At 52.3% G+C, this 24,491-nt stretch carries 21 protein-coding genes; 4 read left to right on the top strand and 17 right to left on the bottom strand.

Annotated features, from left to right (window positions below):
• Position 1 precedes the first annotated feature (1 nt).
• The 12 genes from CZ203_RS13900 to CZ203_RS13970 all read right to left on the bottom strand — a co-directional run bounded on the left by CZ203_RS13900 (position 2) and on the right by CZ203_RS13970 (position 12,566).
• Positions 2-574, bottom strand: coding sequence for a xanthine phosphoribosyltransferase (locus tag CZ203_RS13900; RefSeq protein WP_087066765.1), 573 nt, complete (start codon positions 572-574; stop codon positions 2-4).
• 76 nt (positions 575-650) lie between these two features.
• Positions 651-1,460: a lipopolysaccharide biosynthesis protein gene (locus CZ203_RS13905; RefSeq protein ID WP_235847536.1), complete on the bottom strand. Its 810-nt coding sequence runs from the start codon at positions 1,458-1,460 to the stop codon at positions 651-653.
• 881 nt (positions 1,461-2,341) lie between these two features.
• Positions 2,342-4,039: a hypothetical protein gene (locus CZ203_RS13910; RefSeq protein ID WP_087066769.1), complete on the bottom strand. Its 1,698-nt coding sequence runs from the start codon at positions 4,037-4,039 to the stop codon at positions 2,342-2,344.
• Positions 4,040-4,305: 266 nt separating this feature from the next.
• A complete protein-coding gene (locus CZ203_RS13915) occupies positions 4,306-5,583 on the bottom strand; it encodes a site-specific integrase (RefSeq protein WP_002566647.1) in 1,278 nt (425 codons plus the stop codon).
• 79 nt (positions 5,584-5,662) lie between these two features.
• Positions 5,663-5,866 carry an excisionase gene (locus tag CZ203_RS13920; protein WP_002566648.1) on the bottom strand — a complete coding sequence of 68 codons (204 nt, stop codon included), beginning with the start codon at positions 5,864-5,866 and terminating at the stop codon, positions 5,663-5,665.
• A 429-nt stretch (positions 5,867-6,295) separates the two neighbouring features.
• Entirely contained in the window at positions 6,296-6,535 is a 240-nt protein-coding gene (locus tag CZ203_RS13935) for a helix-turn-helix domain-containing protein (RefSeq protein ID WP_002566649.1), read from the bottom strand.
• Positions 6,532-6,975, bottom strand: a complete 444-nt coding sequence (locus tag CZ203_RS13940; RefSeq protein WP_002566650.1) for an RNA polymerase sigma factor — start codon at positions 6,973-6,975, stop codon at positions 6,532-6,534. The genes CZ203_RS13935 and CZ203_RS13940 overlap by 4 nt, the downstream gene beginning before the upstream one ends.
• Before the next feature lie 588 nt (positions 6,976-7,563).
• Positions 7,564-8,601, bottom strand: a complete 1,038-nt coding sequence (locus tag CZ203_RS13950; RefSeq protein WP_087066771.1) for a glycosyl hydrolase — start codon at positions 8,599-8,601, stop codon at positions 7,564-7,566.
• Positions 8,579-9,871 (bottom strand): glycosyltransferase family 2 protein, encoded by a 1,293-nt coding sequence (locus CZ203_RS13955; RefSeq protein ID WP_087066773.1) that lies wholly within the window; start codon positions 9,869-9,871, stop codon positions 8,579-8,581. The genes CZ203_RS13950 and CZ203_RS13955 overlap by 23 nt, the downstream gene beginning before the upstream one ends.
• Positions 9,872-9,892: 21 nt before the next feature.
• Positions 9,893-11,080 (bottom strand): nucleotide sugar dehydrogenase, encoded by a 1,188-nt coding sequence (locus tag CZ203_RS13960; RefSeq protein WP_002566654.1) that lies wholly within the window; start codon positions 11,078-11,080, stop codon positions 9,893-9,895.
• A 28-nt stretch (positions 11,081-11,108) separates the two neighbouring features.
• On the bottom strand, positions 11,109-11,393 hold the full coding sequence (locus CZ203_RS13965; RefSeq protein ID WP_018595755.1) for a hypothetical protein: 285 nt from the start codon (positions 11,391-11,393) through the stop codon (positions 11,109-11,111).
• A gap of 336 nt (positions 11,394-11,729) precedes the next feature.
• The gene (locus tag CZ203_RS13970) at positions 11,730-12,566 is read right to left on the bottom strand and encodes a tyrosine-type recombinase/integrase (protein ID WP_002573990.1); all 837 of its coding nucleotides are present in this window, start codon (positions 12,564-12,566) and stop codon (positions 11,730-11,732) included.
• A gap of 377 nt (positions 12,567-12,943) precedes the next feature.
• Here CZ203_RS13970 and CZ203_RS13975 point away from each other — a divergent pair, with 377 nt between their 5' ends.
• The 4 genes from CZ203_RS13975 (at position 12,944) to CZ203_RS13990 (ending at position 16,324) form a co-directional block, all read left to right on the top strand.
• The gene (locus tag CZ203_RS13975; RefSeq protein WP_002566656.1) at positions 12,944-13,273 is read left to right on the top strand and encodes a plasmid mobilization protein; all 330 of its coding nucleotides are present in this window, start codon (positions 12,944-12,946) and stop codon (positions 13,271-13,273) included.
• Positions 13,234-14,568, top strand: coding sequence for a relaxase/mobilization nuclease domain-containing protein (locus CZ203_RS13980; protein WP_002566657.1), 1,335 nt, complete (start codon positions 13,234-13,236; stop codon positions 14,566-14,568). The genes CZ203_RS13975 and CZ203_RS13980 overlap by 40 nt, the downstream gene beginning before the upstream one ends.
• On the top strand, positions 14,565-14,936 hold the full coding sequence (locus tag CZ203_RS13985) for a cysteine-rich VLP domain-containing protein (protein WP_002566658.1): 372 nt from the start codon (positions 14,565-14,567) through the stop codon (positions 14,934-14,936). Before CZ203_RS13980 ends, CZ203_RS13985 begins: the two co-directional genes overlap by 4 nt.
• Positions 14,937-15,157: 221 nt before the next feature.
• Positions 15,158-16,324, top strand: a complete 1,167-nt coding sequence (locus CZ203_RS13990; protein WP_002566659.1) for a protein kinase family protein — start codon at positions 15,158-15,160, stop codon at positions 16,322-16,324.
• A 47-nt stretch (positions 16,325-16,371) separates the two neighbouring features.
• Here CZ203_RS13990 and CZ203_RS13995 read toward each other — a convergent pair whose 3' ends face one another.
• From CZ203_RS13995 to CZ203_RS14015, 5 genes are all read right to left on the bottom strand, one after another.
• Positions 16,372-16,572, bottom strand: a complete 201-nt coding sequence (locus tag CZ203_RS13995) for a transposon-transfer assisting family protein (RefSeq protein ID WP_003509281.1) — start codon at positions 16,570-16,572, stop codon at positions 16,372-16,374.
• A gap of 3 nt (positions 16,573-16,575) precedes the next feature.
• Positions 16,576-21,240, bottom strand: coding sequence for an LPD25 domain-containing protein (locus tag CZ203_RS14000; protein ID WP_018595758.1), 4,665 nt, complete (start codon positions 21,238-21,240; stop codon positions 16,576-16,578).
• A 141-nt stretch (positions 21,241-21,381) separates the two neighbouring features.
• On the bottom strand, positions 21,382-23,472 hold the full coding sequence (locus CZ203_RS14005) for a DNA topoisomerase 3 (protein WP_057572783.1): 2,091 nt from the start codon (positions 23,470-23,472) through the stop codon (positions 21,382-21,384).
• Positions 23,469-24,230: a DUF4366 domain-containing protein gene (locus CZ203_RS14010; RefSeq protein WP_003509284.1), complete on the bottom strand. Its 762-nt coding sequence runs from the start codon at positions 24,228-24,230 to the stop codon at positions 23,469-23,471. The genes CZ203_RS14005 and CZ203_RS14010 overlap by 4 nt, the downstream gene beginning before the upstream one ends.
• Positions 24,217-24,474, bottom strand: a complete 258-nt coding sequence (locus CZ203_RS14015; protein WP_003509287.1) for a DUF4315 family protein — start codon at positions 24,472-24,474, stop codon at positions 24,217-24,219. Before CZ203_RS14015 ends, CZ203_RS14010 begins: the two co-directional genes overlap by 14 nt.
• Positions 24,475-24,491: the final 17 nt, after the last annotated feature.

Genomic DNA, 24,491 nt, shown 5'->3' on the forward strand with positions numbered 1-24,491 from the left:
GTTAATCTGCAAAGACAATACGGTTTTCATCCATATATTCGATTTTTGCAAGCGAATGCACCTTGATGCCCAGGCCGCGTACCTTGCTGCCGCCGTCGTCATAGGCTTTCTCGATACAGATGCCCGCGCCGACGATCGTCGCGCCCGACTGGCGGATGATGTCGATCAGGCCGAGCAGGGCGCTGCCGCGCGCCAGGAAATCGTCGATGATCAGCACGCGGTCATCGGCGGCCAGGAACTTTTTGGAGACCATCACATCGTAATTGCGCTGGCGCGTAAAGGACGTCACGCGCGAGGTATAAACCGCCCCGTCAAGGTTGCGGCTCTCGCTCTTTTTGGCGAACACGACGGGTACGTTAAAGTACTGTGCCGCGATGCAGGCGATCCCGATGCCGGACGATTCGATCGTCAGGATTTTGGTGATGTGCTGGTTCTTAAAATATTCCTGGAAGGCCTTGCCCATCTCGTTGATCAGCGGAATATCCATCTGATGGTTTAAAAACGCGTCCACCTTGAGCACGTCGCCGTTCTTGACGCTGCCGCGCTCCAGGATCGCGTCCTTTAAAAGCTGCATAAAACCGGTCCCCCAATGGTTTTTCAAATAGGTTCCTATTATATCACCGCAACACGCGGAATTCAAGCGGTTCAGTTCAGCGTTTAAACACTTTTTGGCGGATTGCATCAAATTCCGGCCGCGCTTCCCCGGAAACCACGATGGTCACGGCGTAGACAAGGCCGCCCACCGCGACCGCGCACACCAGGCGCACGAGGTTCCCCACAGGCAGAAGCGTGCAGGCATACGCCGACGCGCCGCACAGCAGGGCGCAGCCGATGATCCGCGTGAGCCGCGCCATGGGCACATGGAACAGGAAACGGCGGCGCACCCGCACGGCGGTGATGATGAAATAGGCCGCAAAGGCCACGACCGAGCCCATCGCGCCGCCGGTAAAGCCGACAGTTTTGAGCAGGATGACGCTGGAAGCCACCTTGATCACGGCGGCGGCCGCGCTGTTTTGCAGGACGTGCACGGTGGACTGCTCAAGCTCGTACGCCTTGTTCGCGTACTCCGCAAGCCCCATAAAGAGCATGGCGAGCGCGGTATACGCAATCACGGGCGCGCCCGCGTCATAGCCCTTGGTTACGTCGAACAGGACGCGGCTCATGGGCAGCGAAACCGCGGCCAGCCCGCACACGGCGGGCACGGCGATCAGCAGGTACAGCCGTACGCCCGCATCCAGCAGGGGCTTGGCCTCCGCGCGGCCGCCGTCGCGCCAGCCGCGCAGCACGGCGGGATAGACGCCGCGCATGATGCCGACCGAGATCATGGTGAAAAGGCCGGAAGCAATCGAGTTGTTGCTCGAATAGATGCCGTATACGTCCATGTCGAAGAAGCCGACGACGAAATACTTGTCGATCTGGTTCAGCAGGGCGACGGAAATGGACATGCCCATGAGCGGCAAGCCGTATTTAAAGAACTTTTTCAGCAGGGGCTTGGAAAAANGGTGAAAAGGCCGGAAGCAATCGAGTTGTTGCTCGAATAGATGCCGTATACGTCCATGTCGAAGAAGCCGACGACGAAATACTTGTCGATCTGGTTCAGCAGGGCGACGGAAATGGACATGCCCATGAGCGGCAAGCCGTATTTAAAGAACTTTTTCAGCAGGGGCTTGGAAAAATACTGCAGCCGCACCACGGTAGGCAGCGAAAGCGCGAGCACCGCGCCGATCCCGGCCACACCGTCCGCCACCGTGTTCGACAGGATGGCGGGGAAGGGCGACGCGGGATTCCGCATGCCGTATACCAGCCCATACGCCACCGCAAGCTTGAGCACCGCGGAGGTCAGGGACAGGAAAATGGACGCCTTCATGCGGCCGAGCTGGATGAGCGCGGAATTCAGGATCTGGAAGATGGTGTAGCTGAAGAACATCACCGCAAACCCCAGGTAAAGCGGGTTGCGCGTGACCGCGGCGGTGACGCAGCATACCCCGGCGACCACCGCGCAGATCAGCAAGTAGACCGTCGCAACGGTGGAAAACAGGCCGCGCCCCTGGTCCGTGCGGTATTCCTCGCCGACGTAGCGGGTGGCGGCGTTGGCCATCCAGCCCGCGAGGACGAGGTAGGCGATCTGGACGTTAAAATTGACGAAATTAAACGTCCCGACCGTGTCCGTATAGAAAATGTGCGTATAAAGGGAAGAGCACGCGATGATCAGCAGGCCCTCTACGATTTTGGCGGGGAGGAAAAGCATCGCGTCGCGCGTCATGGTGTTTTTACTTGACATCGAATCCGGTCCTTTGTGACATATTTAATCCAGTCTACCATATTGCATGTCAAATTGCAATCAATCGGCAAAGGTAAACGCGGGATGATCCTCCAGCAGTTCCGGCCGCCCCGCCAGGCGGAGCCAGCGCTCTTTTTCGTGCAGCAGGGTCTGGATACCCTCGTACTCCTCCCAGCGGCCGTATTTGTCGAGCAGCGCGGCCGCGTCGATCAGGTCGAGGTAGGTGACCTCGACGTAATCCCCGCGCCGCAGCCAGCCGTCGGGGTAGACGCCGTACCACAGGTCGGCGTTGTCGCGGATCCAGCGGTAATAGGTCTTGTCAATCGCGTCCAGCACGCCCCAGCCGCGCGCGGTATAGCCCTCGTTTGCGTAGGCGTCGCCGGCCCGCAGCAGGAGCAGCCCCTCCGCGAGGTAGTGGTTGAGGGAGCTAAGCGCGCCCCTGGAGTCCCCTTCCGCATCCCCGTAATCCGGTACAAAGGGGTGGCCGAGGAAGGTGAACTGGTTGCGGTCGGCAAAACCGCAGTAAAAGTCCAGCATGCGCTGCACGGTTTCACCGATTTCGTGGTCGTCCCAGACGGTCTCCGCGCGCATCAGGCGCTTCATGGTATCGAAATTGAAACGGGTGTCGTAAAAGCCGCCGCCGATGCCGAAATCGCCTTGCAGCCACCCCGAGGTCGGCCCAGTGGGCAGGAAGCCCTTTTCATTTACATTGTCAAGGTAGGTGTACACGATGGACTTCCCGATGGCCGCAAACATGGGGCCGTTGCTGTCGTACGTGCAGGGGCCGAGCAGCCAGGCGGTCGCGGTGCGGTAAATATGGCGGCCGTCGCCGTCGCGGGGGGCGTAGTCCTCCGGCATCGTGATGTATACGCCGTCGGCCATAATGTGGTAGTCGGTATCCGCCGCGTCGAGGTAGCCGACGTTCTGGCGGGCGGTCCCGTCCTCCCAGTTTACGCCGGGCGTTTCGGTGAGCACGCCGCTTGCGTCAAGAAGCTCGCCCTCCTTGCAGGTAAGCGGCAGGGACAGGCGCAGCCCGCCGCCCGTCTGCGAGAGCACCGCGCCGGCGGCCGGCGAACGGTAGGTATACACCGTCTGCCCGAGGCTGCGCAGCGCACACAGGCGCGACAGGCGCAGGTGCACGCCGTCCCCCTCGAGATAGAGGGCGGCGGAGCCGGGGTACGGTTCGTCCCACGTAGGCGCGTCCGCGTCCACGGCGGCGCTGCGCCCAAAGGAAACCGGCCGGACGGTCAGCGCGTCGTCCTGGGCGGCCGAGATATCGAGGTAGAGCGCGTCCTGGGCTGGGGCGTCGGACTGGACGTAGAAGACCGTGCCGTCCACGCTCTGGTCAAGCGTCAGCGTGACGGCGCCTGTGGGAACGCCGTCCCTTGCCACCGGGAAACGGTAGGCCGAGCGGGTGCGCAGCGCGCGCCGGTCGGCTTCCCCCACCCGGGAGGGCAGGCCGCAGGACAGGGAAGCGTCCGCCGTGCGCAGCGTGAAGGTATAGTACTGTTTGCCGACCGATAGGGTCACGCCGCTCCCCGCCATGGGGAGGGGCAGGGGGACGGTATCCTTCTGTGTATCGGTATTTTGTACGGGGGGTTCCTGCGCCGGCGGTTCGGCAATGGCGCTGCGCGACAGGTAAATTCCGGCCGTGGCGCACAGCGCGAGCAGGATCGCCGCAAAACAGGCGAGCGGCAGCCTGCGCCGCAGGATGCGCTTTGCCTTGCGCAGTATTTTGTTCAAGGGCTTTCGCGGCATAGTCCGCCTCCTTTCACAAGCCATAAATAAATCCAATTATAATGGTAACGGGTAAAATTAAAAGTTTTATACACAAACCTAAAATTTTATATCAATCATTTAATAGATTTCCAATTATCTCGTTAGATGTTCTTATATGCCGGTATAGCCCTTAACTTCGGGCTTTTCCGGCATTTTTCCTATCGGAAGAACCTCACAAACATTCTTATTACCCCTCATGTTTTCGTTCTCAAACGTAGTACAAACAGTAGTACATTCTGCGTATCTTATGCGGCCTTGGATTCCTGGGCGCTCTCTGACGCAGGCTGCGCGTTGACTGCGGCGGCGGTCTGTGACTTGGCTTGCAGCCGTTCCATTTCCTCCTGTGCGGAATGGAACGTGGCGTGGGCGTAATAGTTCAGCGTCATAACGATATTGGAATGCCCCATAATGTACTGCAATGCCTTGGGGTTCATGCCCGCATTTGCCATTCTGGTACAGAATGTATGCCGCATGGTGTGTGGCGTCATGACCTCCGGCAGCGGTTCCGCATGGAACTTGTTGAACTTCTTGGCAAGGCCCTGAAACATGGAATCATAGTTGACAGCCGCTTTCGGCAGTCCGTCCCGATTTAAGAACAGGAATCCCTTATACCCGTCCACCACAACGCCTTTGCCGTCCTTTCGCCTGTGCAACACACGCTGAAATGCTTTGTAGGCCGCTGCGCTCATAGGCACCTGGCGATAACCGCTGTCTGTCTTTGGCGCTTCGATGTAGTAGCCGTCCTCGGTGCTTCTCAAAAGCTGGTGGTCTACATTCACAAACCGCTTGTCAAAATTCAGGTCGGCAGGCGTCAGGCCGCAGAGTTCGGAAACGCGAAGTCCGGTTTCCAGCAGAATCAATACCTCGTCATAATACTTGGCATAAACGGGGTCACTCTGCATGAAGCCCAAAAGCTCCTTTTCCTGTGCAGGGGTAAGCGGCACCTTTGGTACGGTATCGTCGTTGATAACCTCATTGATCTGGAAGTCAAAGGGATTCTTGCGGAGGCAATCGTCCTGTACGGCCATGTGAAAAATGGCTTTCAGGGAACGCTTGCCGTTGCAGATGGTATGATAGGCCACGCCCTTTTCCTGCATACGCAAGGCCCATTCTTTGGCGTCAGACAGCTTCACGCTGTCGATGCTGGCCCCTCCGATTTTATCCTCGGACAGAAGTTTCATTAACTGCTGGCGGCTCTTATGGGTTCCCCGTTTCACATTGCCCCGCTGCCGGATATACTTTTCATATAGCTGGCACACGGTCATTTTCTTACCGATGGTGTCAATCCCATCGTCAAGGTCTTTTTGTATCTGCTTGATTTTCTCACGCAGAGAAATATCCGGGCGTTTTCCGGCAGGGATTTTGTCCGTAGGGACTAACTTCCATGAGTACACAAACTTCGGTTCTCCAAAGGTATCCGTATATTTGTAGGCGTATCTTCCGTCTGTTCGCTGGCTCTCTCCAGATTTCAAAAGGCGGCCTTTGCTGTCCCGCCTTTTTTCATCTCGTTCTTTTTTTGACATTTCGTCATGCTCCTTTCCATGACGGAAAGAGCCTTGACACGCTTTAAGAGTATTATAGCATAGTCAAGGCTCTTTTTCACTAGATTGTGTCAAGAGAATCAATGATTTTTTCAAATTTTTGCCGTTTGATCTGGATGCGGTTGCCGTTCAAAATCACCCAGCCAGCGGATGGGTTTTCCTCGGCAAGCCGACGCAGTTTGTTTTCTCCAATGCGAAAATATTTCGACGCTTCCTCAATGGTAAGCGTATACTTTTCCCAAATAGGCACATCGTTATTACTCATAATATGGCCTCCTTCTGTTCAAAGCAAAGGTTCCTTGTAAATGTGGGCAAAACACGGACGGCTGGCGGCCCAGCTCCACGGGCTTTTCACCCCCGTGTGGTTCTCACACGGCCCTACCCATTGCCTGTGACGCTTTTAACGCTCGGACTGTGGCTGTAAGGGAGTATCATTGTCCTGCCTGCACGTCATCGCCCATAAGCAGCTACGCTTATTTTGCGGCTGGGTGGTTGTCGCTCCGCTGTTTTCGTAGAAACCAGCATCATGGCGCACCCGCCGTCCGGCTCGGTGTAGACAGAATGTGTCCGTATGCCCTATGACGCGCCGCCATTGTCCTGCGGGCGTATTTGTCAAGGTACATACATCAGCCACCGAGCCGGCGGAAATGCGGAAAGAGAGTAATAAGACATTTCCGTTACCGTGGCCGGGTCGTTACTTCAAGGCAACGATGATGGAATGAATGAGCTTGATTTCCAAACGGTGCTTCATATACTCGTCCACGCACACATAGGGGATGCCGTTGCTGTCATACAAGGTGCGGATGCAGAGCTTGTTTATGTAGTCCTCATAGTACCGCAGCACTTGCTCCATAGCCATTGCATCCCCAGCGTGGGCAGCTTCCATCACCGAAAGGGGAAGAAGCTCTCTGCCGTTGAATGTAGGTTCCTTCATCCGCGTTTACCTCCCTCTGGCATGAACGCCATCAATTTCATACGCAACTGTTTCAGGGTCCTTGTCCTGTGACGCTGTACGGCGCTGCGGGACATTCCCATGAGGCTGCCGATTTCTCCGTCTGCCAAATCCAGAACACAGTGCAAAATCAAAATGCTTTGTTCCTGTTCCGGCAGGCTGGCGAACGCCTCGGCTACAAGCTCGTTGTCGATCAGCAGGTCATACCCATACGACGAAAAAACGTAGCTGTCGCTGGGGTAATCATCCACGACTGAGAGCTTGTCCATTTCCTCTTGTGTCAGAGCATCCAGCGACTTTTCACGTTCGCGGCGATGCGCCATCTCCGACCAGTAGCTTTTAGCCTCATTGCGGAGTACCGCTTTGCAGAAAGCATCATAGCGGTGCCGCAGGATAAAATCATTGCGGGGGATCGTTTCCATCTTTTCACCCCCTTTCTGTGGGGGATTTCGGTGGTTTTCTCCCTTTCCGCCAAAGTTACTGTTGAAAGGCCTCCAGCTACCCGCCAAACACCACTTTTTTAAAAAAATTTTGAAAAAGTGTTTGACCGATAGAGCGGGCCGAAGGAAATAACAAAATTCGCCCGGAAGGGCATAAACCCTCCGGGCGAACAAAAAAATAGTATGATATTTTATTGCATACGCAAATTCATGGTTCCGGCCACATTTCCCACGGGCCGGGGGATGTTTTTTTTAACGGTGTTACTCCCATTTCCGTTGGTCGATATCCCGTTCTACACATGACGGCTCCCTCCTGAAACCGCCAATGGGATCAGCGTTAGGGGGAATTGCTCCCATCCAATACCTTACGAACCGCGGTGTGGTTGCTCGGGGCGATCCGGCTGATGTAATGACGGCCTGATTGCGCAACGTTCCTTTGGTTTGATGTTCCATCTTTCACTTTCTCCATTTTTTTAGAAAATAACTTCGATACAAAATCCAAGGACAACAAACAGTAAAATGCTGATAATCGTTCCAACTCTCGTCATGATCTGATACTTTGTAAACTTCTTATTTCGCACAAATGTAATCCCTCGCATTCTCAATAAATGTATCTAATATCAATTCGCAATCTGTAAACTTGTATTGTCTTGCACTTTCTATATCATGATTTAAGAAAATAAAACCGATGCATTTATCGTAGGTTCCAAGATAATCAAAAACAGATTGTATGTATTCATTGCGAACTTCATCACTGGTGCTATGCTCCGCGATCTCTCCAAAAATAATTGGCTTATTATATGCTTCCAAATAGTCTCTTTGACCCTCATTTTCATAGAATTGCTGAAAACTCTCACGGGAATCCAATGTGTTATTCAATGTCAATCCGACATAATCAACATACTCATCACCTGGATAATATTTCGTTGTGTATTCGTCTGCCCTGTTGGGAGACCATACCCACTTAACATTGGGAGCATATTCCCTACCCAAGTTCACAATGTGAACCCAAGCGTTTACATATGCGTGAGCATCATCTGTTTGCCAACTGTACCAACCAGATTTGTAAGAGGGCCTCATTTCCATTTCATGCGCTAATCGAACAAAAAGTTCTGTATTGGCTCTGTTATCCGAAGAGAGTTTCTTAAAATATTCAATAATTAAATCATCATAATACCCGTCAGAAACCAATTTTAAGTCCCAGTCGGTAGGCTGCAAAGTGATAAACGCTATATATTTATTGTCGTCTAAACATAAAGAAATCTTGTAATCACTTGTCTGATCAAAACGATCAAACCAAGCTAAAGTATTGATGCTGTCAGCTAAAACATCAGTCTCTTCGGGGCCTTGAACATAAACGCCCAAATATCTTTGTCCCTCTGTAATAGGATAATATTCAGACTCGACAACTGAGGATTCTGTTACAATAGATTCCGTAGTTGGTTCTTCCAGTGTAGCTTGACTATTACTCGGAGCCTCAATAGACGCAATGCTGTCAGAGCCATCGGCCTTCTCGGTATCGACAGGCTGTTCGTTGCAACCAACCCATAATATAAATATAGCAGCCGCGAATATACAAATGCAATTAAGGAACTTCCACTTTATCACTGTCCTCCTCCAATTTCCGGGTGCCCCATTCCATATCGTCAGAGCAGAGCATAAGGCCTAGCAATCGGATAGGAACCATGACAACAGTTAAAACAAGGATGAATACTGGAAGCAGTAATGTATAATACCACTTCACACTTCTCATAACCTTAATATTTCGTGAACCAAAACTAATGATACAACCAAGAAGAATAAAGAGAATGATCTGCCACCATGGAGCGGTATATGCCAATGTTGGAATCGCGCAGCCAAGTATATTTAACACCTTGCAAATTATAGTATTGGCATAAACGCTAACCAGCATCATCGGACTAATCATATCTGACCAGTAAATAAAGCACATCAGCTTGGCGTTTTTTAACATCCAAGGAGTCATTCTCAGATTGTTATACTGTGAACCTTCCGACCATCTTAACTGCTGCCTGATAAATTTTTTCCATTCGGTGGGCGCATCTGTATAAATTACTGAGGTGTCTTGCATAACTGTTTTGTACCCCTTTCGGAGCGTCAGGTTTGTGAGGCTTCTGTCATCGGATACTTCTTTGTGAAATCCCATGAATGTCTCATTCATAAAGTCATACATCACATCTTTCAAAATCTGAGTACGGAAAGCAATTGTCCTGCCGGGAAGGCAGCCCACTTTGCCTGTAACGCTCATTGCTTTCATCGTTCCTTCAGCTCTGATCTCTTCAAGCAAATTTGCAAACATGGTTACGAGTTTGCGGTCAGGATCAAGTATTTTCTGTCTGGTTGTAACACCGCCAATTTTTTGATCACAAGCAAAAGGCTTCAGCAACTCGGACAAAGTATCCTCTGTCCATACCGTATCACTATCCACAAGCACTGTTATATCGGAATTCGGATTAATGTGCTCCATTGCCACACGGATCCCATTTCTCTTACCGGCAACAGGTGTATAATAATGCTGAATAGGAGTAAAGCAAATTGGTAAATTCCTGTTGAAATCTACACACAGGTTTTCAAGCCCCTCGTTTTTTGGCCCATTAATGACAACTATAATCTCAGACGGATTCTGGCGTGCTATTTTCATCAGAACACTATAAAATAGATCTAATGGTTCGTCAACGACTGGGAGCAGCACCGATGTAAAATAATTTATTTCTTTATCTTCATAATCATATGGCTTATATCGAATAGCATGGAAAAATACTATTCCCCATCGAATGAAAATGAATGCGAAGAAAAACATAAAGAGGTGAAGGTTATGAGTTTTGATATAATCCTCGACCATCAAGAAAAATGTGTACATTACAATCACCGCCTCGCCGGGTCAATCTCTTCCAAAGATGTCTCTTGTATAAACCTTATACATAACTTCCGAGAGTTCACTGGAAACTCTATTAGCAACAATAACATCACATGAACGCTTAAACTCCGCAAAAGAATGTACAACCTTATAACCCATAAACTCTGCGGCATCGCCTAATAAGGGTTCATATATTACAATTTCTTGTTTTTCTTTGGAAAGCCCCTCCATAACACCCCAAACAGCACTTGAACGGAAATTGTCAGAATTAGACTTTGCCGTTAAGCGGTAAATACCAACTGTGCCAGGATGTTTATTCAGAATTCCCTTTATGACATGGCCTTTTTTGGTGTGGTTTGCCTGACACACAGCGGTAATCAAATTTTCAGGAATATCATGAAAACTTGATTTCAACTGCTTTGTATCTTTCGGGAGGCAATATCCGCCATAGCCAAAAGATGGATTGTTATAATGCTTACCAATTCGAGGATCATGACAAATTGCATCTATGATGTTCTTTGTACTTAACCCATTCATTTCTGCAAAGGTATCCAATTCGTTAAAGAACGCAACACGCATGGCTAAATAAGTATTAGCGAAAAGTTTAGCGGCTTCTGCTTCATCAAGCCCTATAATCAAGACGGGAATATCTTCTTTATTTGCGCACTCTTGCAAGATGGTTGAAAAAACCTGTGCATGGATAACCATAGCAGGGTCTGCAATATCTGTACCAACAACAATTCTGGAAGGGTACAAATTGTCGTATAGGGCTTTCGTTTCTCTTAAAAATTCAGGGGAAAATAGAATGTGGCTGGTGTTATATTTTTTTCGCACACTCCTTGTATACCCAACAGGAACCGTACTTTTGATGATCATAATGCAATGATCATTATTTGCCATACAAATTTCTATGGTGGAATCAACCGCATGAGTATCAAAGCTATTGGTTTCATCCTCATAATTAGTAGGTGTTGTAATAATTACATACTCGGCGTCTTTATATGCTATTGCCGTATCTACAGTGGCTGTCAAATTTAGTTTTCTTTCGGCAAAAAACTTTTCGAGATATACGTCCTGAACGGGAGAAATACGGGAATTAACTTTCGCAACCTTTTCTTCATCAATATCAAGCACTATTACTTCATGCTTTTGGCCTAACAGAGTGGCAAGAGATAACCCCACATAACCTGCGCCTACAACAGTAATTTGCATAGCATTCTAACCACCTTTCTATTCAAATTCATTCTCGGCTCGGATGACGTTGCAAACCGCTACAGTGTTCCGATAGATGCTTCATCAACGTTTCTTTCGCGGCGGATGCATCCGCTTGCTGGGAAAGACCCGTCAGATAAGCCAAGGCGTCATTCCACGTTTTTAGCGAAAAGGCTTCCGAAGGAACATGTAAAAGCTCCCTGGACAGATGGAATTGCTCCCATGGGCTGAGATACCGCAAATCCGACAGATACCCACATCCGGCCTTCTGGGCCAAGCACTCCAACAATTCTACCGACCATCTTTCTTCCACTTTATTCACCTCCTGCCATTTCAAAGGGAATATCCTAACCACAAACTTTCCTTTTCTGAACGATTCAATTACCGCAGAATAATGATTCTGGGGTAATCGTTACTGCTTCTAGGAAGAAAATTATTATTTTAATCAACTAAGGGCGTTCTGACAGGCATAAAAAGCAGACCTGCGCACATATTTCGCGGTGCAGGTCTATTTTTCGTATTTATTTTGCTGTTCTATATGTAATAAATGGTTGAAAATCTGCTCTGATACACTTATAATAGAGCTAATCAGTTCTACTTGTAACTGAGCAAGGGGGCCATGGAACCACAGAATCATTATTCCGTGGTGCTATGAGATCAGATGCATCCGCTGTAAGGTTCGCTCATGTTCCCGTGTGCCCATAGCTACATAGATACGCGTGGTGTCCACGGAGGCGTGTCCTAAAATATCCGCAAGATATGCCAGATTCTTTTTGATGGCATAATAGCATTTTGCAAACAAGTGCCGCAAATTGTGGGGAAAGACCTTTTCAGGATTTACCCGCGCCGCCCGGCACAGCTTTTTCATATCATGACAGATATTGCTTCGATCTAAGGGCTTTCCGGTACGGGTGCAGAACAGATACCCCGTTCGGATGCCTTTTTCTTTGGCATAGGCGTTCAATTTCCGGCACAGCTCTTTTGTCAAGAGAATGGTGCGGATTTTGCCTTTCATGCGGATTTCCGCTTTTCCTTTGTGCAATGCCTCCACAGTCAGAAAGGAAAGCTCACTGACCCGGATTCCGGTGGTGCAAATGGCAAGCATCACATGATACAGGCGGCTGTCCTTTTTCCTTTTGGCAGCGTCTAACAAGCGGTGGTATTCCGCTTCGGTCAAATCTCGGCTGTCATCCACAAATACCGTATGCTGGATTTTCAAAAACCTCACCTTGCAGGCCGCCAGCCCCAGGTAGTCCAGATAGGAATGAATGGCGGACAGCTTGGCATTTACGGTGCGGGCATGGTGGCTCTGTTGCAGTTGCTCTCGATATTCCAGCACCTTTGCTTTTGTAGGTTCTTCCCCCTGTAAAAATGAAAGAAACCAAACCAACTCACGAACATACTTTTGTATGGTTGCGTGAGATTTTTCATGTTCGGTCAAGTAGATGCGGTACTCCCGCAAGATTTCATTGTAATTTTGTTTCATCGTGTTTTACCTCTTCTAAATTGATAGTATGAAAGTAGTATGACAGAATCTTTTATACCGTATTCTCTGCAAAGGTAAAACAAAAGAACGGGTAAGTTTAACGATGTGCTGTAGACACGGACCGTCAAGCGAACGCGTCAAACGGATTCGGCATTTGTTTATCATTTGTTGTATGGAGGCCAAGGGCCTCTTATTTTTTTGCAAATTTTTCTTTCCAAAGCGCTATTTTGCGGGTAGTTTGATGGCTTCTCAGAGTATTAGGAGTGGAGGAAAAGAAAAACAGCAAGCATAGGGAGTGTAGCCACACTCCCGGCAAACGGCTTCCCGTTTGTATCTTGGGGAAGTCCCCAAACCCCTGAATGAACGGAGGTGAACCAATGGCAAACCGAAAACGGAAATTTGTGCTGCGCGTCCCAGTGACGCCGGAGGAACGGGCGCTGATCCAACAGAAGATGGCCCAGCTTGGCACAAAGAACTTTTCTGCCTACGCCCGGAAAATGTTGATCGACGGCTATATCGTCCATATCGACACCGGCCCCGTCCGGGCGCAGACCGCAGAGCTGCAAAAAATCGGCGTCAACATCAACCAGATTGCAAGGCGTATCAACAGTACCGGGACTGTGTACGCGCAGGACTTGGAGGACATCAAGGGGGCGCTGGCACAGATATGGCAGTTACAAAGATCCATCCTATCAAGTCAACGCTGAAAAAGGCGCTGGACTACATCGAGAACCCGGACAAGACCGATGAAAAGCTGTTCGTTTCTTCCTATGGCTGTTCCTATGAAACGGCGGATATAGAATTTCAAATGCTGCTGGATCAGGCGTACCAAAAGGGAAACAATCTGGCACATCACCTGATACAAGCCTTTGAACCGGGGGAAACCACGGCGGAGCAGGCCCACGAGATCGGGCGGCAGCTTGCCGATGAAGTGCTGCAAGGCAAATACCCCTATGTGATTACCACCCACATTGACAAGGGCCACCTGCATAACCACATCATTATCTGCGCCGTGGATATGGCGAACCAGCGCAAGTACATTTCCAACCGTCAGAGCTACGCCTTTATCCGGCGCACCAGCGACCGGCTGTGCAAGGAACACGGCCTGTCTGTGGTAAAGCCCGGCAAGGACAAGGGCAAGACCTATGCCGAGTGGGACGCACAGAAAAAGGGCAAGAGCTGGAAAGCAAAACTAAAAATTGCTATCGACGCGGCCATCCCGCAGTCCAAAGATTTTGACAGCTTTTTGCAGCTCATGGAGGCGCAGGGCTATGAAGTCAAACAGGGCAAGTTTATTTCATTCCGCGCCCCCGGACAGGAACGCTTCACCCGCTGCAAGACCTTGGGGGAGGATTACACCGAGGAACGGATCACCCAGCGAATCAAGGGCATTGCCATCGACCGAGGGCCGCGCAGAAGAAGCGCCGGGGAAATCTCCCTGCGGATCGCCTTGGAGGACAGTATCAAGGCCCAGCAGTCGGCGGGCTATGCGCGGTGGGCGAAGCTGCACAACTTGAAACAGGCCGCCAACTCCTTAAACTTCATCACGGAACACCAGATTGACAGCTACGAGGGCTTGGAAAGCAGGCTGGCCGAGATCAGCGCGGTGGGCGACGCGGCGGCCTCCGCCCTGAAAGACGCAGAACGCCGCCTTGGGGATATGGCGCTGCTGATAAAAAACCTCTCCGCCTACAAGCAGCTCCGGCCTGTGGTGCTGGAACTGCGAAATGTCAAAGACAAGGCCGCGTTCCAGCGGCAGCATGAAAGCCAACTGATATTGTATGAGGCGGCGGCAAAGGCGCTCAAAGAGGCTGGGATCACAAAGCTCCCCAACCTGTACGCCCTCAAAACCGAGTATAAAAAGCTGGACGCAGAACGGGAACGGCTGTCCGCACAATACAGCGAAGCGAAACAAAAATTGAAAGAATACGGCATTGTCAAACAGAATGTGGACAGCATTTTGCGGACAGCGCCGGGAAAGGAGCTTACGCAGGAACGATGAATATACCGAGAATGAGTTACCCCCAATACCGCAAGGCCCGCAGGCTCACCCATGAGTGCTGCAACTACTGTAACGGAAACTGCCTCCTGCTGGACGATGGGGAGGAATGTGTCTGTGTGCAGAGTATTTCCTATTCGCTGCTGTGCCGGTGGTTCAAGGTGGCCGTCCTGCCGCTGGACGCGGCCCTGTGCGCCGAAATCACCAAAGGCCGGGATGATATCAAACGCTGCACCGTCTGCGGGGCGGCCTTTACGCCCAACTCCAACCGGGCCAAATACTGCCCGGATTGTGCGGTGCAGGTACGCCGAAAGAAAGAGGCGGAACGCCAACGGAAAAGATACCTCCTGTCTACGCATTTAGGACGGTAAAAATACACGGAAATCAAGGGCTTTTCCGCATGGACAGCAGGCAGATGGATAAAGTTATCCTGTTCCCCGCAAAACGGGGTTCTAAATGCGGGAAAATGGACAAACAAGAAATGCCGGACGCAGAGGCAATACAGCCCCGCGCCCGGCGTTTTGGATAATTGCCGATTATGTAATTGCATGATATAATACAGTAAAACAAAGCGGGAAACGGTGGAACTTGTATGAATATTGAAAACTATATTGAATCACAGTACAGAGAATTATTATCATGTAGTCAAATAAATGTGGAATACTCCGATTTATATAAATCATTTAGAAATCAAAAACTTCGGGAAATACTTATGACCTTACATCATGATCTGGTTGGACTTTTTAGAACAATGAACGAAAGGCTACCAACTGGGGAACATGAAGCACACTTTTGGGCAGAACCGAGCAGAGATTTAATTAAGAGAATCGAAATTATATTCAGCTTAGTAAGTTCACTAAAAGCAACGCCTTTAGCCTTTCAAATAGACCCATACTATTTAGAGTTACTTACACGCTGTCGAGATTTCCTTAGTTCAAGTGGAGGCAGTTCATTACCGCCCAATATGGCAAAGGTCGAATTATATTATACACTTCCTATTTTTTTACCTCTTAGTAGCATAACCATTTCACATAAGCAACAAGATTTTACATTTGATTTGAAGCTGATCGGAAGCGGTTCTTATGCTAATGTTTATAAATATAAGGACACTTTTTATAATCGGCCTTTTATTTTAAAGCGTGCAAAAAAGGAACTTACAGATAAAGAAATGGCCCGTTTCAAAAGAGAATTTGATGTAATGAATGATCTATCTTCTCCATACATACTTGAAGTTTACTGCTACAATCCAGATAAAAATGAGTATATTATGGAATATATGGATTATACACTGGACGGATATATCGCTGCTCATAACTCCACCTTAACAATTATACAGCGAAAAGGAATTGCCCAACAAATATTACGCGCTTTTGATTATCTTCATTCAAAAGGACATCTGCATCGTGATATAAGCCCTAAAAATATTTTGATAAAAGAGTACGACGATACCCTTGTAGTTAAACTTTCAGATTTTGGACTTGTAAAAATTCCTGATAGTACGCTAACAACGGTTAATACGGAGTTCAAGGGTTATTTTAATGATCCTGCACTGGTTGTCGAGGGGTTTAACACTTATGGCATAGTTCACGAAACTTATGCTCTCACCAGAGTTATTTATTTTGTAATGACAGGTAAAACTAATACTGAAAAAATTACGAATCAGAATTTACGAAATTTTGTTGAGAGAGGATTGAACCCGGATAAAACCAAAAGATTTCAAAATATTCGCGATATGATTTCAGCGTTTAAGACCATATAAAAATGCCGGACGCAAGGGCCATATAGCCCTCGCGCCCGGCGTTTTGCTTACTCGTCTGTGAAGTGGAACCGCTGCGCCGCAAAGTCGGCGTCACTCATGGCGTCCAGCTTATCGGCGGTCTGGCAGGCCAGCGCCGCCATTTCCTTGTCCATGTCCGGCAAAGCTGCCCGGAGATTTGCCGCCGTCCTGCGGCGGTCGGCGTTGTGGTACAGACAGATCAGGTTTTCTTCTTCCACGGTGAAATACATTCCTCATACCTCCATTTCTTTTGATTTTTCCCGCGCCGGGGGCTTCTTTTTCTGTTCCTCCTTGGCGGCGGCAAGCTGCGCCCGGATGGACGGTTTCTTTTGTTTCTGCGTCGTCTTTCGGGTCTGCTTGGGCTTTTTGGCCTCCGCCTTGGCTGCCTCGGCCACATCCAAAAGGGAAATCTGTTCCCCGGCTTTCGCCCTTGCTTCCAGTTCCTCCATGGACGGGGCGTTGTTCATCATGCCGTCAATCATGTTGTAGTTCTGCTCGGTGGACATTTCCGCCGTCTTGATATGGCTTTCTGGCTGGGTGGGGATGGCAAAGGCCTTTGTGCCGTTTGCCATAATAAGATACCTGCCGTCCTCCGACTGGTGGTGGAATCCATACCCGGCGGCCTCCATCTGTTCCCGGCTCCTGTCGGTCAGATAGAAACGGCCCCTCGGCGTCTGGATTTGTTCGCCGGTCATGCACTCGTCCGGCGTGAGCTGCTTTTCCGGCTGGGCGAAGAACTCCGGCACCTGCCGGTAATCGGCCCCCTCGTCCACATAGTAGGCGGTCTGTTTCCCATCCTGCCGGAACACCACAATATCTCCCGTAGAGAGGGAATGTCCCTTGTAATCGGAGGGATGTTCTATGTTGAAGCGGCGGTAAATCTCGTCCAGTGTGGTGTCTTTGTCCAGCGGCGCGGTGTAGACAAGCTGGTAATTCTTCCTGTCCACCGAAAGCCCATCCGCCTGCAAGTCCTCATAGGAACGGTAGCGGAAGTCGCGCCCCTCTGGGCCGGGCGGCACTTGGTAGATGGAAAAGTTGGGCTGCGCCGGGGCCTCATAGTCGGAGGCAATATATTCCTCCATCGTCAGCCCGGCAGCGGCGGCCTCCTGTTCCAGCTCTGCCTCGATCTGTTTTTTGTAGTCCTGCAAGCTCTGGTCGAAGTCGGCAAGCTGCGGCGGCTCCGGCAAATGGTACTGGCCCTGATTGAGAAGCGGGCGGCACTCTTTTACATAGTCCAAAACCGCGTTGAAATAAGCGGTCTGTTCCGGCGTCAGGGTTTCCACGGATCGCAGCGGACGCCGGGCCTCCTGCTCCATAGCGGCCAGATTGCAATGCAGCTCCATATACGGGACGAACTCATGCAGAAGCATATCCCGCTGGGCCTTGTCCGCCTCCCATGCCTCCGGCCCCTCATGGTGCAGCACATGGTTTTTCCAGCTTTCATCCTGCGCGTAGTATTCATGGTAGCCCCGGATATGCTGGATCAGGGAACCGTCCCCGTCGCCAAAGTCCTGCCGCCCCTCGTAGTTGTCCGGCTGGCCCTGCATGGTAAAGTCAATGCGGAACTTGGTCTTGTCGTACCAATGGCCCGTATAGCCCGGTTGCTCCCGTTCATGGCGTCTGGCGCTGTCCAGCTCCTTGAAAACGGCCTCGGCTTCATGCAGCGGCATTTGCTGGCCGTCTTTCAGATGGGGGCTTTCACTCCAAAGGATCGTGACAACCGGCTCCGCTGCCGGATTCTGCGCGATCTGCCGCTGGGCGTTAGCAACGGCAATCTCACTTTCGATCTCGCTTTTCACAAAGGAATCCATCTGGCCCTTTTGTAGTTCATAGCCCTGTTCACACAGGCGGTTGATAAGCCCGATCACCTTGTCGTTATCGCCCACGGCCTCGGCATAGGCCACGATCAACTGCCGTTCCTCGCTGCCCAGACGCGGGGCGTTTTTCTCCGCCAGCTCAATCAGGGCGGCTGCCCGGTCAGCCGGGGACGCCTCCGGCATGAACGGCTTTCCATTCAAAAGGCCGTCGATCCCGTTCCACGCCTGCGGCTGGGGAATGGCGTTGGTCTGTTCAGCAGCTTCCAGAAAATCATCCAGCCTGTCGCCGGTCAGGGGTTCCATTGTCCCAGCCGGTAACTCATGGATGGCAAGGATTTCTTTTCCGGCTTCCGCAAGGGATAGGTCGAGATTGTCAAGCTGGCCTCCGTCCAGTTCTTTGTAGTCGGGGCCGTACAGTGTGTAATCGTATCCGGTTTCCGATGTCTGGATATACAGATATTCGCCGCTTTCCAGACGGTAGGCGGCCTCCTGCGGGGCTTCTGCCTGTTCCAGCGTTCCATCCCCGGCAATGGTAAAGCCCTGCGCCTGCGCCGCCTCCTTGGTTCCCTGCGACACTTCGCCGGTGGATTTCAAATCCGCGTCAATGAGGGTTTGCAGCATGGCCTTTACGCTGGCGGTCATTTCCTGCTGTTGCTTGGGGGACAGCTTGGAAAATACACTGTCCGGGTCTGGTTGCTCGGCGGCCTGTTCCAGCGGTGCGGCCTGCGGCTGTTCCTGCTGGGCCTGCCGCTGTTGCTGAAGCTGGGCAAGGTGGCCGTCAATGGTGGTAATCAACTCATGGGCGGTGGCCCGGATGGTTTCAAGGGAGGCTTTCAGCTCTTTCAAGTCCTTGCCTGAACTCCAACCGGCCACATAGCCAAAGGAATAGTCGGAGGTGTCCAGCCCGTAGTGCTGGCAGACGGCATAGGCCACGCTTTCGGCCTGCACCTCGCGGGTGCGGCTGTCGGGGCGGTCGGCCTGCTCTATGGCCGTGGCTTCCGGGTCGATGGCGTGGAGCTTGGAATGGGCGATCTCATGGATGGCCGTCTTTAGGGTCTGTAATTCGCTCATGCCCTCCTGAATGGCGATCCGCTTTTCCGTCAGGTGGTAGTAGCCGTGGGAACCGCCCGGAATGTCCTCAAAACCAATGGGAACCGGGGAGGTCTGTTCCAGCGCCTTGAAAAATTCCCCGTAGCGTTCCACGCTGCCGGTCAGTTCTTCCACGCCGATAGAGGGCAGCGGTTCCCCCTCGGTCTGGCTCACATCAAAGACGGAAACGATTTTAAAGGCCGGAACCTGTATTTCCTGTACTTCGGTAACAGGCTTTCCGTCCTTACCCATCACCGGCCTGCCCTGTGCGTCCAGCTTTTGCACTTCCTTTTTCGCCTTGAACGGGGCCGGGGCCAGTATCTTGATGGCCTTTTCGCCTTTCTTTACATTGCGGTGAAAATCGTCCCTCCACTTGTTGTAGCCCGCCACAAGCTGTCCGCCCTGCATGGCGATCAGGAGGGTGTTGTTGAAGCTGTAACTGTGGAACTTGGACATGGTGGTGAGATAGGCTTTGTAGCGTTCACTCTCGAAAAGCTCCTGTATGCCGGTTTCCAGCCGGTCGGTGATCTCTTTCATGCGCTCGGCGCTGTTCTGGCCGTTTAAGAGAATGGGGGTGACAGGCTGCGGGGCCTTTGTAGGCGCTGCCGCCTCCGGCTGCACCTTGCTTTCCTCCCGCAGAATTTCCGGCGCGGGATAGGCCATCACCCGGTATTCCTCCGGCACTGGCTGGCCCTCATGGACGCGCTGCCATTCGTCGCTGGTTCGCAGGATATAGCCGTAATCGGTAAAGGTTCCCTGTTCCTCGCTGGCGATAAAACTTCCCAGCCGGTCGGTGTCAATGGCCGGTTTCCACGGGTCGGGAACGACAAACAGCCCGGAATCATTCAGGTAATATTCCCCCAGACTGCGGTTGTCCTTGGCGTTGATTAAGACAAAACAATCGGTGTTTTCGGCGTAGTCCAAAAGCTGCCCGATGGTCTGCATTTTTGCCGGGGACTGCATGGCGGCGTTCAGCTCCGTAAGCTCCACGGCGTCCAGCCTTTGAAGCTGGGTAGCAAGGAAGTTCAGTTCGTCCACGCTGGCGGCCTTGATTAAATCCTCCGGCAGTTCCAGCGGTTTTCCCTCCGGGGCAGAAAAGCCGCCAATGAACAAGTCCTGCTGGTTGTCGGCGGTAATGTGGATTTCCTTTAGGGCTTCCTGTACCTGTTCGGCGGTAGTCGGCAGGGAAAGCCAGTACCCATGCGGCCCGCCGGTCTGCGCTTCGGCGCGGTTATCAAGAAAAATGGAAAATACTTCGTTCACGGGTTCCCTCCTTTCCGGGGTGGCTGCGGTCTGCTGCGGCTGCGCGGTTTCTTCCTGCGCGGGAAGCTTTGCGGCTTTTGCCGGTTCCTCTCCCTCGATGGTGTAGCCGGGGAGCAGGCAGCCGTTGACCTTGAAATAGTCGGCGTATTCCTTGGGGATGACCGGGGAAATTTCGGTAAAGTAATGTTCATGGGCTTTGATCCGGCCATTCAGGTACTTGTCCAGTTCTTCCCGGCTGGCAAAGACTTTCCGATCCTGTCCGGCGATCTTGGCCTGCCGGTAGCTGCCCGGCGCGTTAGTGCGGAGGCTCCAGCGGAGTGTCCACGAGTAGGGGACGGATTTTTGGGCGGCGCTGTCATACCGGGTGTTCTCGGAAATGGAGTAATCCATCTGGTAGACCATGTTGCTGCGGATATGGCGGTATTCGTCCGGGGCCTCCCACTGGTTTGCGGTATGGGTAACGGGAAGCGTCCGGGCATATTCAAGGGCTTTGTCCAGAAACAGGGTTCTTCCGGCCTGTTCCTCCCATGCGGCGGCCTGTTCTTTCAGGCGGTCAAACACTTCCTGTTCTGCGGCGGCGCTTTCCGCCCGCAGGGAAAGAAGCTCCGCAAGGGGCAGCTTTACCATTTCGGAAAGATCGGCCTTGCCGCTTTCAAAGTAAATCCGGCGCTCGATCCGCATAGTGCTGGCCGGTTCTAAATCGTCATGGTCGTAGGAGCTGTAAGACATTTGGGGTTCACATCCTTTCTATGGTGGTGATCTGATACAAGGGGTTTGGGGCTTCCCCAAAGAGAAAATCCCCGGCCCGGCAAGTGCGCCGGGTCAGGTATTTTGCCGGGAGTGTGGCTACACTCCCTATGCTTGCTGTTTTTAGTTTTTGCCCCTCTGTTCCACACGGTAGTTTACATACTTGCCGCCGGTATCTGCCAAAAGCACCGTCCCGTCATAGGTCTTGCCGGTTTTCATGGAGCGCAGACCCTTTACCTTTGCTTTTCCGTCTTTAAGGAGTGCGGCGGCGATCTTCGGGGTGAACGCCTTGCCCCGTTCCTCAAAAAATCGGTCATTCTTCCACATGACAAACTGGCAGCTTCGGTTTCCGCAGTAGTAGTTCTTTTTGCCCTCGTAGACGCTTTCCCCGCAGCGCGGACATTTGCCGATAACCACACGCTCGGTTTGAAACAACTTCTGTGCGTCCTCGCTGATCTGGGAGTAGTTTGCGATCAGGCCCCTTGTCATTTCTGCAATGCCAGCCATGAAGCCCTCCGGGTCGGCCTGCCCCTTGGCAATGGCCGTCAGCTCCGTTTCCCACTGTGCTGTAAGCTGGGGAGAGGTCAGCACCTCTGGCAGCACACAGGCAAGATTATGGCCGTCTTTGGTGGGAAGTAGCTGTTTGCCCCTGCGCTCCACAAAGCCCATCTGCACCAGCTTTTCTAAGATGGAGGCGCGGGTGGCCGGGGTTCCCAATCCCTGCCGTTCGGCGTCCTCCGGCAGATCGTCCGCACCGGCGCGCTCCATAGCGGAAAGCAGGGTATCTTCCGTGTAGGATTTTGGCGGTGCTGTGAAATGTTCGGTGACGGCAGCAGTTACCTTGTCAAAGGTCTGTCCCTCGGTGATCTCCGGCAGTTCACGCGCAAGCTCCGGGGCGGTGTCGTCGGCGTCTGTTTTGAACGACGCCTTAAAGCGGCGGTCAAGCTCTTTCCAGCCGGGAGTCAGGATGGTCTTTCCCTTGGCGGTAAAGGTGTTTCCGGCACAGGTAAATGTGGCGGTGACAGCCTCGTACACATGGGGCGCGGCCACGGCGCACAGCAGCTTGCAGCACACAAGGGACAGCAGTTTCTTTTCCCCCTCGGTCAGCCCGTCAAAGCCTTTCTGCACAAATTCCATTGTCGGGACAATGGCGTGGTGGTCGCTCACCTTTTTGCTGTTCAGCACCCGGCCAAACTGCGGGGACAGGTCAAGCCCCGCCGCAAAGGAAAGCAGCGGCCACAGGCCGGACACAAGGCTTTCCGCCGTTGGCAGCATATCATCGGTCAAATACTGGCTGTCGGTGCGGGGATAGGTCAGCAGCTTCTTTTCATAAAGCTGCTGGGCATAGTCAAGGGTCTGCTTGGCGGTAAATCCAAACAGCCGGTTTGCCTCCCGCTGCAAGGTGGTGAGGTCATAGAGGCGGGGCGGCTGCTCCGTCTTTTTCTCCCGTGTTACCGACACACAAACGGCCTGCGCCGTTTCACAGGCAGCTTTCAGGGCCTTGGCGTCGTCGGCGTTTCCCATGCGTTCACTGGCCGCCTCCATGCCGCCCGCCGCGATCTGGACGATGTGGTATTTCTCTTTCTGGAAGCTGCTGATCTTGGCCTCCCGGTCAACCAGCATTTTGAGGGTCGGCGTCTGGACACGGCCCACGGTCAGGGTCTTGTGGTAGAGGATGGAGAACAGCCGGGTCGCGTTGATCCCCACCAGCCAATCCGCCTGCGCCCGGCAAAGGGCCGACTGATACAGGTTATCATAATCGGTTCCCGGTTTCAGATGGGCAAAGCTCTCCTTGATGGCCGCGTCCTCCATGCTGGAAATCCAAAGGCGCTGAAACGGTTTCTTGCAGCCCGCCATCTGGTAGACAAAGCGGAAAATCAATTCCCCCTCGCGCCCGGCGTCGGTGGCGCACACAAGGCCGGTGACATCGGGGCGCTCCATCAAAGAACGCAGGGTGTCAAACTGCTTTTTCTTATCGTCGGGAATGATGTACTGCCATTCCTGCGGCAGAATCGGCAGGTCGTCATAGCGCCATTTTTTGAAACGCTCGTCATAAGTCCCGGCGTCGGCAAGGGAAACAAGGTGGCCGATACACCAGCTCACCAGATAGCCGTTCCCCTCCATGTAGCCGTCCTGTTTCTTGTCTGCGCCGATCACGCCCGCAATGCTGCGGGCTACGCTTGGTTTCTCTGCAATTACTAACTGATAGCTCATACTTCGTCCTCCTTATTTCCATCTTCGCTTGTCATATCCTCGTCCGGCTCCGGGGCTTCGTCCTCGTCGTCCTCGTCCTCGCCAAAGTCATACTCGGCCAAATCGTCATTGCCTGTGGTGTCAACTTTTTCCTTTTTGAATTTCAGGAAGTAGAGGGCCGCGCCGCCGCCCAGCAGCACCACCACAAAGAACACCACAAGGCCGCCCATGCCGCTTGGCTTTTCCTCCTGCGGCTTTTCTTCCTCCGGCTGGGGCTTCGGCTCCGGCCCATTGCAGGCGGTCAGGTTGTTTTTACAGACCGGGCAGGCCGTATTGACGGCCCCGGCTTGACATTTGGCCGTACAGTTGCAGACCTCCGGCTCTTTTTTCCCGTCCTCCAACAAGGCTTGCAGGTCGGCGTCGTCCACTTGGTTGAGGAAATGCACCGCCGTTTCCTTGTCCTCGTTGGCCCGGTCGATCAGGATATAAAAATAATTCCCGGCCTTGGTGGTGACGGTGATAAGCTGCTTATCCCCGAAAAAATCATCCACCAGCGCGGCGTTGCCCTGCGGGGTGACGGGTACGCCCTCCGGCTCCATGCCGCCGGTGGTAGGTTCTTCGGTTTCCTCCGGCACTTCTGCGGGGGCCTCGGTGGTTTCCGGCAGCGGCACCGGGTCAGGGTCAGCGCCCCCGGCGTAGGCGGTAACGGTCGTGGTCGCCATGCAGAGCGCAGCGGCCACAGCCAGCGTCAAAGTACGGAACAGTTTAGATTTCTTCATGGGCGCTGTCCTCCTGTTCAAAGTCTGGGATTGGGGCCGGGGCCGCCTGCAACGCGCCGCCGCGCACAAAGGCGGCGAACTCCTGCGGGGTCATGTTGAGGCCGCGCACAAGCTGGACGATCTGCAAGTTTTCCTGTTCGGTCTTGGCCGCTTCCAGCTCCCGAAGCTGCTTTTGCAGCTCCGCGATCTTGCCCTTGGTTTTCTCAATATCCTTTTCAATGCGCTCCAATTTGTTCATTGCCATAGTGATTTACTCCTTTC

This window comes from Intestinibacillus massiliensis (assembly GCF_900155735.1).
Taxonomy (GTDB): domain Bacteria; phylum Bacillota; class Clostridia; order Oscillospirales; family Butyricicoccaceae; genus Intestinibacillus; species Intestinibacillus massiliensis.